Raw genomic sequence first — 14657 nt, forward strand, 5'->3', positions numbered from 1 at the left:
ATTTCAAAAGATTAACCTACCGTATTTCAGTCAATATTGTAGGTAAGTGGAACTGGAGGTTACTTCATTGGTACATTTATTAAAAACCATAATTTACCGATTAAAGCATAATCAAGTTTTTGATATAGCAGCCCAGCTATCCTATTATATTTTACTTTCGTTTTTCCCTTTTCTCTTACTTGCAGTTACACTGATTGGTTACCTACCATATAGTAGTGAAAATGTAATATCTGTATTAAAACCTGTAATTCCATCAAGCACCTATCATTTAATTGAAAATAATTTGGTTAGTATTTTAGATGAACAAAATAGTGGATTATTGTCTTTTAGTATTATTTCAACCATCTATACAGCTTCGCTTGCCTTTCAATCGATTATCCGCAGTTTGGACCTTGCATATCAAGTGAACAATAATCGAAGTTTTTGGAAAGGAGCTCTGCTGGGTTTTTTCCTCATGTTTGGGTTGCTTGCGGGATTACTGGTCAGCCTTGGCTTATCGGTATTTGGTCAACTTTTAGCGAGCTATTTTCTTGGTAAAATTGCACTGGATGCTTGGTTTGTCCACTTATGGGTATATGTTCGTTGGTTCATCAGTAGCGCAATGGTGTTTCTTGTTCTCCTCAGTTTGTATATCATGGCACCTCATACAAAAGTAACATTTGTACAGGCATTACCTGGTGCTATTTTTGCGACAATTGGGTGGCAATTCAGTTCTCTTGTTTTTTCCTACTATGCTTCCTTTAACAATTACTCATTGGTATATGGAAATTTAGGAGGAATCATCATCTTAACAGGCTGGTTTTACATCTCTTCTCTTGTTCTTATCGTAGGTGGTCATATCAATGCCGCCTATGCAGAAGAAAACAAATCAGAGTGATTAGTTCTTCTCAAATAAGAGAAATCCTCTTTTTTAAGAAGATTATATTGTGTCTAAAAGCCATTTTTGTGAAAATCATGTGAACATCATGTTTTTCTTACTTTGTGTTAAGATGAATCGTAGAATCAATTGCTAGATTGAAAGGGATGGGACAAGTTGCCGCAAACTAAGTTTTTTCGAACCTTATATGCCATCATTTTCTTACTTCTCATCGTTTTATTAGGAAGTAAGGTGAGTTTTGTCTTTCGACCCATTGTCGTTTTTGTACAAACTTTGTTTTTTCCATTTCTCATCTCAGGTGTATTATTTTATCTGTTTCGTCCCATCGTCAAGTTTATGCTTCGGTTTAAAATTCCAAAAGGAATCTCCATTTTGATTATTTATTTGGTAATCTTAGGATTATTTGTCCTCTTGGGTTTTTCGATTGGACCATTACTTGTCAGTCAGTTTGAAGCATTAATTAATAATTTTCCTTCTATGCTAGACGCTGCTAAAGTTCAATTTAATGAGTTAAACCATAATCCTTGGGTGAATAAATATGTGGATTGGAATGTGATTGCTGACAGTGTAGTCAACTATATAAAGACCAGTTACACTACTATCGGCAGTAATTTGGCAGGCTTTTTTGGTATCGTAACAAACATCATCCTCGTATTTGTGACGGTTCCTTTTATTCTGTATTACATGTTAAAAGAGGGAGAAAAAGCGGCGCCATATGTGCTTCGACTCTTGCCAGAGAGGGAACGTGAACATGGAGTATCGATCTTACATGATCTCGATCTCGCCCTGAGTTCCTATATCAAAGGTCAAGTACTAGTTGCTATTACAATTGGATTGATCGTGTTTATTGGGTATCTCATAATTGGAATGCCGTATGCATTATTACTTGCAATTTTCGCAATGTTTACCAATGTAATTCCCTATATTGGACCGCTGATTGGACTAGCACCAGCTGCTATCGTCGCTTCTATCCACTCTCCTTCCATGATTATCAAGGTATTGGTCGTGGCAGTTATCGCTCAACAAGTAGAAGGTAATTTTGTTACACCTAGAGTGATGGGGAAAAACTTAAACGTTCATCCGCTTACCATCATATTGCTATTGCTCGTTGCAGGGAGTTTAGCAGGATTTTTAGGAATGCTGCTCGCCATCCCTACCTACGCAGTGCTAAAAGTAGTTGTTAGTCATGTCTATCAGCTCATTAGGTTGAGAAACCAAGAGAAAAAAGTACAATCAGCCGAAGAATAAGACTAATCTCATTATAATTAAATTTATTATAAAAAGATATAGTTTTAAAAATTTTAAAGCGAACGATTATCAACTACTACTTTGTTAAATAAAATAAAGCGCCATTCTCATAAGATGGCGCTTTTACTATGATTAAGGTTTATTTCTATTTGATTGGCAGGATTAACCAAATCTCATGACTTTCCATGGTTTGGTTTGCCAATAGGAGTCTTTTAGAGAAGCTACTTTTACTACATCTCCTGTTTTTGGGGCATGAATCATCTGATTATTTCCCATATAGATTCCAATATGACCCCAAGTTCCAGGAGGACCATCAATATCAAAGGCGATTATGTCACCTGGTTTAAGTAAGTTCATATTGATCATGGCACCGACACTAGACTGAGCTACCGTTTGACCCAATTTAGAAAACGCTTGAGACTTAGCAGGGGGAGATACATCTACTTTTCCATTAGATGCTTGATAGACTGCATACTGGACAAGGTGAGAACAGTCAAATCCAACCGTATTTGCACCTTGGTCAACACCTTTGCTCGGTCCATTTACGGTACCGCCTCCCCAAGAATATGGTGTTCCTTTCCATCGACTGGCTGCTAAAATCACTTTTGCTCCAAAGCCAGACGCACCACTGAAAATTAATGAACCAGAGCCCATTACCAACTCGTTTGCCTTGCTATCTACGGCACTTACGTAGTCAAATTGGGCTTCATCTGTCTTTTGATAATCAGCAGGAGCTTGCATATATACCGCACATGCCAAACCTGTAGTCATTGTTAAATTCATCTTCTTGACTTTGTCTCGACAAGTTTTATTTCCTTTTGTTTCATCTGATTGAATACGGGTTAATTCAGCAAGTTGTTTTGCTTTATTATCTAACCATTTTTTTACATCTGCGGTTGTAACTTTATTTTTATTTTTGTCCTTATCAGTTTCATTTCCAGAAGTATCTACAGGAGTTGCTGGGCTTGATGAGCTTATTTCAAGATAGGCAGCCTCTACTTTCCCCGGATATGCATATGTTTCTTTATTGGATGGAGGTATCGTGTTACCAGCGTTATGGAGTGCACCAGCACCCCAATTGTAGCAAGCAAGTGCTAGTCTTTGCGTTGAAAATTCACTTTTACAATCTTTGTAAACTTGCGTACCATGCATGATATTGGTATCTACATCAAAATGATCTTCCCCACTTTTAAAGTGAAAGGGCATTACTTGCATAAGACCAGAAGCTCCAGCACTTGAACCGTTATCTATAATCCAGCTGCTTTCTACTTGGATGATAGCAGCAGTAAGTTGTGGATCGATGCCATTTTGTTTGGAGTATTTACAGATAGCATCCAATGTTCTTTTCCGAAGGGTGTCGGTCACAGCTTTGGTTGGATCTTTAAAACTTAGTTTATTTGCAAGCGCGGGAGAAAAAGAACAAGAACCGCTATAGCTGTTCCAAGCTTCCATATGTTTGGAGTACTCAGGTGATAATTGATGAACTGCTGCTAACACATTCCATGGTACAGATGGATACTTATCTGCTATTTCTAAATATAAATCTTTAAAAGGGATAACTACCTCATCCTGTGAGTCTGACTGTTGTTGTAAGCCGCTATTATCATTAAAAATGGCTAAAAGCAAAATGGAAATAACTCCCAAACACATAGCGCCAACCATAATAATTGCAATTGCAATACCAATCCAACCGCTACTCGTTTGTTTCGGCATCTCCTACTGACACCACCTTCCACTTAGCAGAATTGTGAGATAGAAGGTACTTCTCTACGTATGTTGTTGTGACCGTTTGATTTTGAACGGTGGTGATCGTCACATTTACATTGAGATTTACACTCGTCATTTCGTTACTAGGGATAATATTTACAATGTCAACTTGTTTGACTGAAATATTTTTAATATCGGGTGAATTCGTATTAAATTGATTTTGTAGAGAGTATAATTCTGGGGTCATCTTGTCTTTGACACTATCTAAATGTTCCTTTGGTTTGCTTTTATCATAACTGATAAATTTGGTGGCAAAATCAGTTACAAAGTTATTTAAATCATTCATGTCTTTATCACTTAAACCAAATTGTGATAGACTGTCATCTTTTTGAGATGAAGTTGAACTATCTGTTTGTGTATTTGTATTTGCACTAGGTGTTTGGGCTGGAGTTTTTTCTGATTTGGAAGTATCGTCTCTTAAAAATAGATACCAAAATAGAAAGACCAGTACGATGATACCGATTATAATGGCAGCAATATCACCTTTTTTCATTTTCCACTCCTCTTTCTTTTCTAACGATAACGAAATAGGTTATTCTGTTAAGCTCAAGTATATAGAATAATTAGGAAGTCGGCTATATATTTTCGTTAGATCATACTAGAAAGAAGTGTAAATTCAACACTACATAAATAATCTTAAATATTAAACTTCTCTACTGGTAGAGGGGATAAAATTAAAAAAGGGTTCATGCAGCATTTGCATCAACCCTTTTTGTTACTATGAACTTTTTTATAAATACGCTCGATCATGGTCTGTTTTTGTTCCCAAAGTTGTTTGGACAAATCGACATGGTATTCTTCTGGATTTAAGATACGCAGCTGCTCATCCCAAAATAGATGAATTTGTTCCTGATGGTAGGAGCGAATCTCATCTAGTGTCGGCATAGTTTTTACCAATTTACCGTTTCGGAGTAATGGTTGCAGAAGCGGGATAGCTAAATAATTGGTGACAACCTTTTGTTTGTATGGATGATCGGGATGAAATAAGGTAAGCGGTTCTTCTTCTTTTAGCAATTGTTCATAAGACGCAATCCAGTCGCCTATTGCTTTCTCTGTTTCTCGATCGATGATCCGAAAGATGGTCTTCCTTCCAGGAGTAGAAATCTTGTTTGGATTGGAAGAGATTTTGATTGTAGGTTCCCATGTACCATCATTTTCTTTTGCAACCATTTTATAAACTGCACCAAGTGCTGGTTGATCATAGGCGGTGATCAATTTGGTTCCAACACCCCAGCCATCGATCTTGGCTCCTTGTTGTTTGAGATTTAAAATTGTTTCTTCATCCAAATCGCTGCTAGCAATAATTTTGGTTTGATTTAATCCTGCTTTGTCTAACATCCTACGTGCCTGTTTTGATAAGTAAGCGAGGTCACCACTATCAAGTCGGATACCATTTAGTTCATATCCTTTTTTTCGTAGTTCTAACCCTACTTGAACGGCGTTTGGAACGCCACTTCGCAATGTATCATATGTGTCGACAAGTAATACAGAGGAGTTAGGAAAGGCAAATGCATACGCACGGAATGCTTCCAATTCACTAGGGAAATCTTGTACCCATGCATGGGCATGTGTTCCGCTCGTCGGAATGCCAAATGTTTGCCCAGCGAGTAAATTGGAGGTGGCATCAAATCCTGCTAGATACGTAGCACGAGCTCCCCAGAGTGCAGCATCTTGTTCCTGTGCTCGTCTGCTTCCGAACTCCAATAAGGTATCCTTTGGGGCGATATGGCGAATGCGTGCAGCTTTGGTCGCCACTAATGTCTGATAACCAATAAAGTTGAGTAATGCTGTTTCCACCAGATGGAGTTCAAATATCGTACCATCCAACCGAAGTAATGGTTCTTCTGCAAAAACAATAGTTCCTTCAGCAAGTGCATCGATATCAGCTTGAAATCGGAATTGCCGTAGATAGTCAAAAAACGCTGTTTCAAAATCAGGGCAATTGTTTTGAAGGTAGGCAATGTCTTCCTCTGTAAAGTGAAGCTGTTCCAAATACTCTACAGCTCGCTGGAGCCCTGCGAAAACAGCATAGCCATTTCCAAAAGGAAGAGAGCGAAAGAAAAGTTCAAAAGAGCGACGATGATTATGGGTTTTATTTTTCCAATGTGCGTACATCATGGTAAGTTGGTATTTATCTGTATGTAGTGATATCGACATGGGTGTACTCCTAGTAAATGATTTCATAAATGAGTGGGTTGATCTGCCCGCTTTGAATTTGAAAGGCACTCAATTTTTTTTGTTGTTCTCGAAAGGAAAGAATCCAGCAACTGAGCTCTGGTCTTTCCCAATATTTTGCATCGGATTTTGATGGATATGCAGGTAAATGTGGATGGGTATGTATTATTCCAAGACAACTAAGCTGACTCGATCGAATTTTTTTGATCGTTTCCCAGTATACCTCAGGAACATAACCAAATGAGCAAGGAGAAGGATCCAAAATTTTCAATGGAAAAAAATGTGTTATCTCTCTCGCTACTCCTGCGAGGAAACCATACCCTTCTGCTGGAAGTTGTTCATAGCAATATGATGTTAATTCATCGATAACTTTGCTATGAATAGATAAGTGATGGGATACCCCCAATATCGTTCCTCCTTTCTCTTTCCCTATGATAAAATGAAAATAACTTTTTTTGAGTGAGGCGTACATCATGAGTAGTATTCTTGTTGGTGTTTGTGGCTGGGGTGATCATGACATCTATCCAACTGGCACAAAACCTACAGACAAATTATCCTTATATGCTGGTCATTTCCCCGTAGTGGAAGTTGATAGCACTTTTTATGCTATTGCAACAGCAGATCGTATGGAAAAGTGGGCAAAGTCTACCCCTGATGCTTTTCGTTTCGTAGTGAAAGCATATCGAGAATTAACAGGGCATGGACGTGTTGGAAAAGCACCAGAGAGATCATGGTCGGAACTTGTCCTAGAAACAAAAGCTAGTTTGCTTCCGCTGCAAGAAGCAGGTAAACTATCACTCCTGTTGTTTCAATTTCCACCTTGGTATGATTGTAAAGAATCGCATGTGCGATATATTCAAAAAGTACGGCATGCATTTGCTGATTATCCTGTTGCTATCGAATTTCGCCATCAAAGTTGGTTTGCACCTGCTTATCGCCAGAAATCATTATCTTTTTTGGCGGATGAAGGATTGGTACATGTAGTTTGTGATGAACCTCAAGTACCAGATGGTTCCGTTCCCATTATAACAGAGGTGACGAATAAGGAGCAGGTACTTATTCGGTTTCATGGGCGAAATGTAAAAGGTTGGAGTGACACGAAAAATCCTAACTGGCGAGATATTCGCTACGCTTATCGATATTCCTCTACTGAATTAGATGAATGGGTTGGGCGTGTTAAGAGAATGATGAAGGAAACAAACCAAATCATTCTTTTATTTAATAACAATTCTCAGGGAGACGCAGTAGATAATGCCAAGCAATTTATTCAGAAATGTGGGGTTACCTATACAAATTTAGCACCAAGACAAACAGAATTATTTTAGGAGAGCGTATTGTAATGATTTGGATAGAATGGGTTATTTTGTTCTCAATTGGATTATTTGCAGGAACATTGGGTAGTTTGGTAGGTATAGGCGGGGGAATCATTATTGTACCCAGCCTTTTATATGTAGCAACAGTCTTTGCTGGTTTGACTTCTCTCTCGGCTCAGGTAGCTGCGGGGACTTCTCTGTTAATCGTTATGCTCACAGCTGTATCTTCGATTATCACCTTTCATAAACAAAAGAGAATTGACTACCGTAGTGGAATGCTGTTTTTTATTGGTGCAGGGCCTGGGGCATTAGTAGGTGCATATTTTTCTAAGTTTTTTTCTACTGATTCGTTTATGTTAGGTTTTGGGGTATTTTTGTTATTTTTATCTTTGCTTATGATGCTGAAGGATAGGTTAAAACCGATAACTTTTTCAACTGAAGTGAAGAGAACTTATACAGATTCTACTGGGGAAATTCACCATTATGGTTTTCATACCCCAACAGCAATCATTGTTTCATTTTTCATTGGGATTATTTCTAGTTTGTTTGGCATTGGCGGTGGGGCGATGTTAGTACCCATGATGCTGATTATTTTTCGCTTTCCTCCTCTTGTAGCAACTGCAACATCGATGTTTGTTATTTTTTTATCATCGATTACAGGTAGTATTACTCATATTTTACAAGGGCATATTTCTTGGATCATTCTTCTGTTCATTGCGCCAGGATCGTGGATAGGCGGGCGATTAGGGGCTTACTTATCACAAAAAATGAGTAATCGAGTACTGTTGATTATATTCCGCATCACATTAATTTTAGTAGCCATAAAGATGATTTTGGATGGGTTACATCTTTTTTAGAGAGAGGGATAAAATGAAGCGAATACATCTTATCCATACCAATGACATACATAGCCATTTAGAAGCTGCAGCACAGATTGATACATATGTGTCACAGCAAAGAAAACAGTGGGAAGAAAAGGGGGAATTTGGATTTTTAGTAGATATCGGGGATCATTTGGATAGAGCGAGATGGGAGACGGAAGGGACGAATGGTTTAGTAAATAGAGCCATCTTAGAAGCGTCAGGATATGATGTTGTTACACTTGGCAATAACGAATTACTTACTTTCTCTCATGCTGATTTATCTGCGATGTATACCAAGTCAACTTTCTTTACAGTCTGCTGCAACGTAAATGATCCTCTTTTTCTGCCTTATCAATTATATGAGTGTGATGGAGTAAAATTAGCTTTCATTGGGGTTACTGTTTGGTTTGATCAACTTTATCGTTCACTCGGATGGAAAGTAACAGACCCGTTTTTAGCAGTTCGTTCCCTTATAGAACAATTGCGGGCAGAAGGTTATCTGATATTGGTTTTATCTCATCTCGGTTATCCTAATGATGTGAAGATGGCTGAAGAAATTCCTGGTATTGATGTGATTATGGGAGGGCATACCCATCATTTGTTGGAAAAACCAGAGAAAATTAAGAGTACTTACCTTGCTGCTGCCGGAAAATACGGAAATTATATCGGTCATCTGCAACTATTATCTGATGATGAAGGTAATTTGGTAAAAGTGGAAGGGGGAGCCTTTCCATTGGAGGAAGAACCAAGCCCTAGGATTTTAGATATTATAAAGGAGTATCAAGGTCAAGCGTCTGAATATTTAAACCAACCTGTAGCAGAACTAGAAGAAGAACTTATCGTACAATGGGATAAAGAGACTCCGCTACCAAATCTCTTAGCAGATAGCTTAGTCAAATGGACTGGGTTGGAATATGGATTAGTAAATAATGGGCAGATGCTTTATTCACTCCCAAAAGGTATAGTGACAAAGGGCGGTTTGCATACTACTTGTCCACATCCTATCAATCCAGTTGTAATTGAAATAAATGGAAAAGATTTGCGGTATACGCTTGAGGAATCATTATTGGAAGAATTCATAATGATGAAATTACAAGGTTTTGGGTTCAGAGGTGAAAGATTAGGGAGTTTGGCTATATCTGGGATGACTGTCAGATATAATCCAATGAACCCCCCTTATCAAAAAATACAACAAATATTCATGGGTAAAGACTTACTTGTGGATGATAACATATACCATATAGCAACTATTAGTATGTTTGTTTATGGGAAGGGGTACAAATTATTAAGTAAAGGAAAAGTCCTACATTATTATGTGCCCGAACCGCTAAGACAAGTGCTGGCAAATGGTATTCAGTCTTACCATTTGCGTAAAGCGAGCAAACAGAAAAGATGGATTATTTCTTCGCCCAAGGAAGAAAATGTTGATAACGTTCTAGAAGGAAAATAAAAGGCAGTCCTAGTAAGTAACATACACCGAATTCTCCTATTCCAACGTATAATATCAGCCAAGGAATACCGACTGGTAAACCCCCTATAAAACCAAGTAAGACACCGATGATAACAGCGTTGACAATTACAGGTGGTAATGGTGCAAGGTAACGGTTTTTTGTCAGCGATGTGAGGTAAGCGGCAAGTAAAGTTGCCAAGCTGCCGAAAATCACATCATAAAGCCCTACTGGACTGAGCAAATTGGATATAATTGTTCCAATGAAAAGTCCAGGGATAGCGAGTCGGGTGAAGAATGGGAGCACAGTGAGCACTTCTGAAATCCGAAATTGAATGTAGTTGAATGATAGTGGTGCAAATAGGTAAGTGAGTATAACATAAATTGCTGCAATCATTGCGACAGTGGTAATGTTTTTTGTAGTCATAATTGATTCCCCCCATTAACTTAGTATGACTAATTTGAGGAGGATTTTCCATGAGTTTTGCTGACGAAGTATATTCCATGTACCGTGATCAGCTCCAAGATGATGAAGAAGATGCTATTTCTATTGTACTTAACTTACTCGAAGAACAATCACATGAGGATTTACTTCGTTTGCTTGAAAGATTAAGCATCGATGAACTTTCCCAAATGATTGGGATATATTTAGTTGAGATGCTTAAAATTAGAATGATTCAAGATGGTAAATTAAATCCTTTAAAGTCGTTTACAGACAGTACACGCTTGCATTAAAAAAAACACTCTTTTCCGCTTTTGCTCATAGGTTAGCAGGGAAAGGGGTGTTTTTCTTGATCGATTTAAAACCAATAAACATTGATGAAAAAACAACCGTTTTGGGTGTTGAAGTGAAATTACCCAAAACAACATTGCTTGCGATTACTACTGAAATCGGTTATATCATGTGTGGAGCTTTAGATGTAGGTCTGCTCAATGATCGTCTGTCTGATCGGAAGATTATTGCAGGTAGAGCGGTTGGTGTGAAGACGTTAGAGGAACTGCTTGCGGCTCCCTTAGAATCTGTTACCTCTACAGCAAGAGATTTAGGTATCACGGAAGGAATGACTGGATCGGATGCGCTTCTGAAGATGCTTCGTTAGTGCCTTCTGCTTTTCCGCAATTTTCTTAAGATAATAGGTAGAACAAACTTGGCAGCAAATCGAATAATCTGAGATATCAACCGTTTCTTATTCATCACAACCACCTCATATGCATGTTATTCCTTTCAGTATAATGCAAAAAGAAAAGGAAGCACAAATTTGTGCTTCCTTTTCTTTTTATAATCATTATCCGTTTACACGAACAACATTTGCGGACTGAGGGCCACGATCGCCATCAACGATTTCAAATTCTACAGCTTCGCCTTCTTCTAAGGTTTTGAATCCATCACCTTGGATAGCGGAGAAGTGTACGAATACATCGCCACCGTCTTCGCGCTCAATGAAACCATAACCTTTTTCTGCGTTAAACCATTTAACTTTACCCTTCATTCTCTTGGGCCTCCTTTTGTATATTAAAAAGCGGATCCTAAGAAGCTGGATCGATGAACCTACTTACAAGAGGCCACAAGACCATACTTGGGTATTCCACTTTTTAATTCTGATTTCTATTATGCCACAAAGGGAATCAATCTAGCAAGTGTTCGTAAGGTTTCAGATCAATGTTTTTCTTTTGCAATGTCTTGATAAGCCATTTGTGATCTCTTTTCGGTGTGGCTAAAATATAGCCTTCTACAATATAAGCCTCTGTCATTTGGGAGGCATTATGCCCCAGTGCAATCTCCCCAATTTTCCCAGCTATTTTTTGTTTTGCTACATCACGAAACAGTTCTGGAACTGGCAGCACTAGATCATTTAAGAGAGATTTTTGTTCGTTATTCCATAAATGTATCGTTTTTTCAATATAGTGATTCTGCCAATCTAATTCCGATTTTCCATCTGCTTTCGGTAAGCTCTTTAGAAATTTCCGGAACATGAAATATCCACCAATTGCCATTAAACCAATCAATGCAACCCAAAAAAACTGGTAGAAAACGGATAGTATAAAAGAAATATTCACCAATCATTCACCTCGTGTTTATTATAAGGAGTTTACATATAAAAATGAACTGTTGCTGATGAAATTTTAATCGTGGTGAAAAAGTGACAACTTTAAGAAGATTAAGCTCTATTTCGAAAAAAACAGAGGATGTAGTAAATCTGTAAAAGAATTTTTTTCTTTTTGTAATGAATAGGTGCCACAATAGGGGGATAGTAAACAGTATAGTAAGATGTATAATATATATTGACAGGGAAGGAGTTTTTTTATGAGCCAAACAAAAACCCATTATCGATTTCGCCTAGCGACTTCCCTCCTCTTAACACTCATCCTTGGTGGAATACTGTTAGCAGGACAAAAGCTAATTTATACCGATAAAATGAAGATTTTTTACTTTCAAGGAAAACCTGGTACTTTATTTTTCGCCCTTTTCGCATGTACCATTGCTGTCTATTTTTATTTGTTTACTAAAAGAGGCGATTCTGGAAAGGTAATGAAAAAGTGGTGCCTTACTATTAATACCATACTGTTTGTTGTATTGCTTCCGCTCCAAGTTTTTAGTATGGATTCTTATTTCTATATCTCTGATCGAGAAGTAGTTGAATCTAAATTTTGGAATGTTGGAGATAAAGAAAAAGTTGATTGGAAAGACTTAAAGAAATCTGTGCTAACCGTATTTGGGGATGCAAATAGTGATACAGTTTCGATTATAAATCGTTTGGTGTTCCGAAATGGAAAAACATATGACATCAATATTTCAACCATAGGGAAACAAGAATTTAGTAAATTATTAACCTATCTCAAACACCAAAAATTGTCAGTGGAAGTCCAACAACCAAGTGATGAACAGCTGCAACTGGTACGGAGTAATTATGGTCCACAAGTGGCAAAATTATTTTTAGACAATAAGAAGAGTTAAGCGTCAAAAAGGACTGGAGCTAATTGGCTCCAGTCCTTTTTGGTAATAAAAAAAGGCCAATTGGCCTAGAAGCAAAGTTGAATAATTGCGTAAATGGAAGCCCATAATGGAATGCTCATTAAACTTGCATTTAAAATTCCTACTGTTGCGTTCATCTTTCATTCCCCCAAAGAATTGTTTTACGATCATCTATGTAAGTTTGTTAAAGTCTTGTTTAACTTGATAGATTTAGTATACAGACAGCCATGCGATTTGTCTTGAAAATTGCTACAATGTAATCTACATGTAAAGTTAGGGAGAAATAGTTGTAATCAAACAACATTACGTTGTTATTTGTTACAATAAGGTATCCAGAGATAGGGAGAGGAATGTCTAAATAATGATTCATGTTAGTAATGTAAGCTACCGCATCGGCGGACGAAAGTTGTTTGAGGATGTAAATTTGAAATTTACTCTTGGTAATTGTTATGGAGTTATTGGAGCTAATGGAGCAGGGAAATCAACGTTTTTAAAAATCCTATCAGGCGAAATAGAAGCAAATACAGGGGAAATTTCGATTGGTTCGGGAGAAAGATTAGCTGTATTAAAGCAAGATCATTTCCAATACGATGAGTATCCTGTTATCGAAACTGTAATCATTGGCCATGAGCGTTTATATAACATCATGAAGGAAAAAGACGCATTATATGCGAAAGCTGATTTTTCTGAAGAGGATGGAATGCGTGCTGCTGAGTTAGAAGGAGAATTTGCCGAACTGGGTGGTTGGGAAGCTGAATCTGAAGCCGCCATATTATTATCTGGTCTTGGAATTACCGAGGATCTTCATCAAAAGAAAATGGCAGATTTATCGGGACCGGAAAAAGTAAAAGTATTGTTAGCCCAAGCGTTGTTTGGTAAGCCGGATATTTTATTACTAGACGAACCTACTAACCATTTAGATATCGCAGCGATTCGTTGGTTAGAAGAGTTTTTAGCTCAATTTGAAAATACAGTTATTGTCGTATCTCACGATCGCCATTTTTTAAATCAAGTATGTACCCATATGGTGGATATTGATTTTGGTGAAATTCGTTTGTATGTTGGTAACTATGATTTTTGGTATGAATCTAGTCAACTCGCTCTAACATTAACAAGAGAAAAGAACAAAAAACTAGAAGAGAAACGAAAAGAACTGGAAAACTTTATTGCTCGATTTAGTGCAAATGCCTCAAAATCCAAACAAGCTACTTCTCGAAAAAAACAATTAGAAAAAATTACATTAGAAGATATAAAACCATCTACACGTCGCTATCCCTTTATCCAATTTGAACCAGAGCGAGAAGCAGGAAATGATATTTTACGTGTGGATCGATTATCAACAGAGATCGAAGGCGAAAAAGTATTGGATCAGGTGAGTTTTACCCTCAATAAAGGTGATAAGGTAGCCTTTGTAGGCGATATGGAGTTAGCTAAAACGACTCTCTTTCAAATATTGATGGAAGAAGTAAAGCCTGATGCAGGTGAAATTCATTGGGGAATTACCATTAAGAAAGCTTATTTTCCAAAGGATCATGCTGACTACTTCCTGAAAAATGAGTCGAATCTCGTCGACTGGTTACGACCATATTCTACGGATCAGACTGAGAGCTATTTACGTGGCTTTTTGGGGAGAATGCTCTTTTCAGGGGATGAAGTAATGAAAAAGCCAAGTGTACTGTCTGGTGGTGAAAAAGTTCGTTCTATGCTCGCTAGAATGATGCTCAGCGGAGGAAATCTATTGATCTTAGATGAACCTACCAATCACCTTGATCTTGAATCCATTACTGCTTTAAACAAAGGATTGACCAATTTCTCTGGTACTATTTTGTTTGCATCACATGATCACCAGTTTATACAAACCATTGCTAATCGAATCATTGAATTTACTCCAGATGGGGTAATTGACAAGCAAATGACCTATGATGAATATTTGGATTGGCGTTTGTCTATTTCCTAGGAAATATGTTGTCGATGGATGAACGGAATTTTTTAT

General features: G+C 37.6%; 16 protein-coding genes. 9 read left to right on the forward strand and 7 right to left on the reverse strand.

Going from position 1 to position 14657, the window contains the following annotated elements; all coding sequences use genetic code 11:
• The first annotated feature begins 67 nt into the window (after positions 1–67).
• Together AC5WOF_RS14995 and AC5WOF_RS15000 are read left to right on the forward strand one after the other, a co-directional pair.
• Positions 68–877 carry a YihY/virulence factor BrkB family protein gene (locus AC5WOF_RS14995; RefSeq protein ID WP_496050765.1) on the forward strand — a complete coding sequence of 270 codons (810 nt, stop codon included), beginning with the start codon at positions 68–70 and terminating at the stop codon, positions 875–877.
• 156 nt (positions 878–1033) lie between these two features.
• A complete protein-coding gene (locus AC5WOF_RS15000; protein WP_496050766.1) occupies positions 1034–2125 on the forward strand; it encodes an AI-2E family transporter in 1092 nt (363 codons plus the stop codon).
• Between the two features lie 162 nt (positions 2126–2287).
• Here the strand turns inward: AC5WOF_RS15000 and AC5WOF_RS15005 are convergent, their stop codons facing one another.
• The 4 genes from AC5WOF_RS15005 to AC5WOF_RS15020 form a co-directional block, all read right to left on the reverse strand.
• Positions 2288–3838, reverse strand: a complete 1551-nt coding sequence (locus AC5WOF_RS15005; protein ID WP_496050767.1) for a bifunctional lytic transglycosylase/C40 family peptidase — start codon at positions 3836–3838, stop codon at positions 2288–2290.
• Positions 3819–4385: a hypothetical protein gene (locus AC5WOF_RS15010; RefSeq protein ID WP_496050768.1), complete on the reverse strand. Its 567-nt coding sequence runs from the start codon at positions 4383–4385 to the stop codon at positions 3819–3821. The genes AC5WOF_RS15005 and AC5WOF_RS15010 overlap by 20 nt, the downstream gene beginning before the upstream one ends.
• Positions 4386–4594: 209 nt before the next feature.
• A complete protein-coding gene (locus AC5WOF_RS15015; protein WP_496050769.1) occupies positions 4595–6049 on the reverse strand; it encodes a nicotinate phosphoribosyltransferase in 1455 nt (484 codons plus the stop codon).
• Positions 6050–6059: 10 nt separating this feature from the next.
• A complete protein-coding gene (locus tag AC5WOF_RS15020) occupies positions 6060–6473 on the reverse strand; it encodes a M67 family metallopeptidase (RefSeq protein WP_496050770.1) in 414 nt (137 codons plus the stop codon).
• 67 nt (positions 6474–6540) lie between these two features.
• Between AC5WOF_RS15020 and AC5WOF_RS15025 the strand changes: the two genes are divergently transcribed.
• Genes AC5WOF_RS15025 through AC5WOF_RS15035 form a run of 3 tightly spaced genes read left to right on the forward strand, consistent with a single transcriptional unit; the run spans position 6541 to position 9693 of the window.
• Entirely contained in the window at positions 6541–7392 is an 852-nt protein-coding gene (locus AC5WOF_RS15025; RefSeq protein WP_496050771.1) for a DUF72 domain-containing protein, read from the forward strand.
• A gap of 23 nt (positions 7393–7415) precedes the next feature.
• Entirely contained in the window at positions 7416–8237 is an 822-nt protein-coding gene (locus tag AC5WOF_RS15030) for a sulfite exporter TauE/SafE family protein (protein ID WP_496050925.1), read from the forward strand.
• 13 nt (positions 8238–8250) lie between these two features.
• A complete protein-coding gene (locus tag AC5WOF_RS15035) occupies positions 8251–9693 on the forward strand; it encodes a bifunctional metallophosphatase/5'-nucleotidase (RefSeq protein ID WP_496050772.1) in 1443 nt (480 codons plus the stop codon).
• Here the strand turns inward: AC5WOF_RS15035 and AC5WOF_RS15040 are convergent.
• Complete coding sequence (locus tag AC5WOF_RS15040) at positions 9641–10117, reverse strand: QueT transporter family protein (RefSeq protein ID WP_496050773.1); 477 nt, start codon at positions 10115–10117, stop codon at positions 9641–9643. The genes AC5WOF_RS15035 and AC5WOF_RS15040 overlap by 53 nt on opposite strands.
• A 50-nt stretch (positions 10118–10167) precedes the next feature.
• Here AC5WOF_RS15040 and AC5WOF_RS15045 point away from each other — a divergent pair, with 50 nt between their 5' ends.
• On the forward strand, positions 10168–10425 hold the full coding sequence (locus AC5WOF_RS15045) for a DUF6154 family protein (protein ID WP_496050774.1): 258 nt from the start codon (positions 10168–10170) through the stop codon (positions 10423–10425).
• A 56-nt stretch (positions 10426–10481) separates the two neighbouring features.
• Positions 10482–10790 (forward strand): YunC family protein, encoded by a 309-nt coding sequence (locus tag AC5WOF_RS15050; protein ID WP_496050775.1) that lies wholly within the window; start codon positions 10482–10484, stop codon positions 10788–10790.
• A gap of 186 nt (positions 10791–10976) precedes the next feature.
• On the opposite strand, the gene AC5WOF_RS15055 is transcribed toward AC5WOF_RS15050, so the two are convergent.
• Both AC5WOF_RS15055 and AC5WOF_RS15060 read right to left on the reverse strand, forming a co-directional pair.
• Positions 10977–11180, reverse strand: coding sequence for a cold shock domain-containing protein (locus AC5WOF_RS15055; protein ID WP_028776793.1), 204 nt, complete (start codon positions 11178–11180; stop codon positions 10977–10979).
• 136 nt (positions 11181–11316) lie between these two features.
• Complete coding sequence (locus AC5WOF_RS15060) at positions 11317–11742, reverse strand: DUF2621 family protein (protein ID WP_496050926.1); 426 nt, start codon at positions 11740–11742, stop codon at positions 11317–11319.
• Between the two features lie 253 nt (positions 11743–11995).
• On the opposite strand from AC5WOF_RS15060, the gene AC5WOF_RS15065 reads away from it, so the two are divergent.
• Together AC5WOF_RS15065 and AC5WOF_RS15070 are read left to right on the forward strand one after the other, a co-directional pair.
• On the forward strand, positions 11996–12646 hold the full coding sequence (locus AC5WOF_RS15065; protein ID WP_496050776.1) for a hypothetical protein: 651 nt from the start codon (positions 11996–11998) through the stop codon (positions 12644–12646).
• A gap of 379 nt (positions 12647–13025) precedes the next feature.
• On the forward strand, positions 13026–14621 hold the full coding sequence (locus AC5WOF_RS15070) for an ABC-F family ATP-binding cassette domain-containing protein (RefSeq protein WP_496050777.1): 1596 nt from the start codon (positions 13026–13028) through the stop codon (positions 14619–14621).
• Positions 14622–14657 lie beyond the last annotated feature (36 nt).

Source organism: Shimazuella sp. NTD250 (assembly GCF_059510375.1).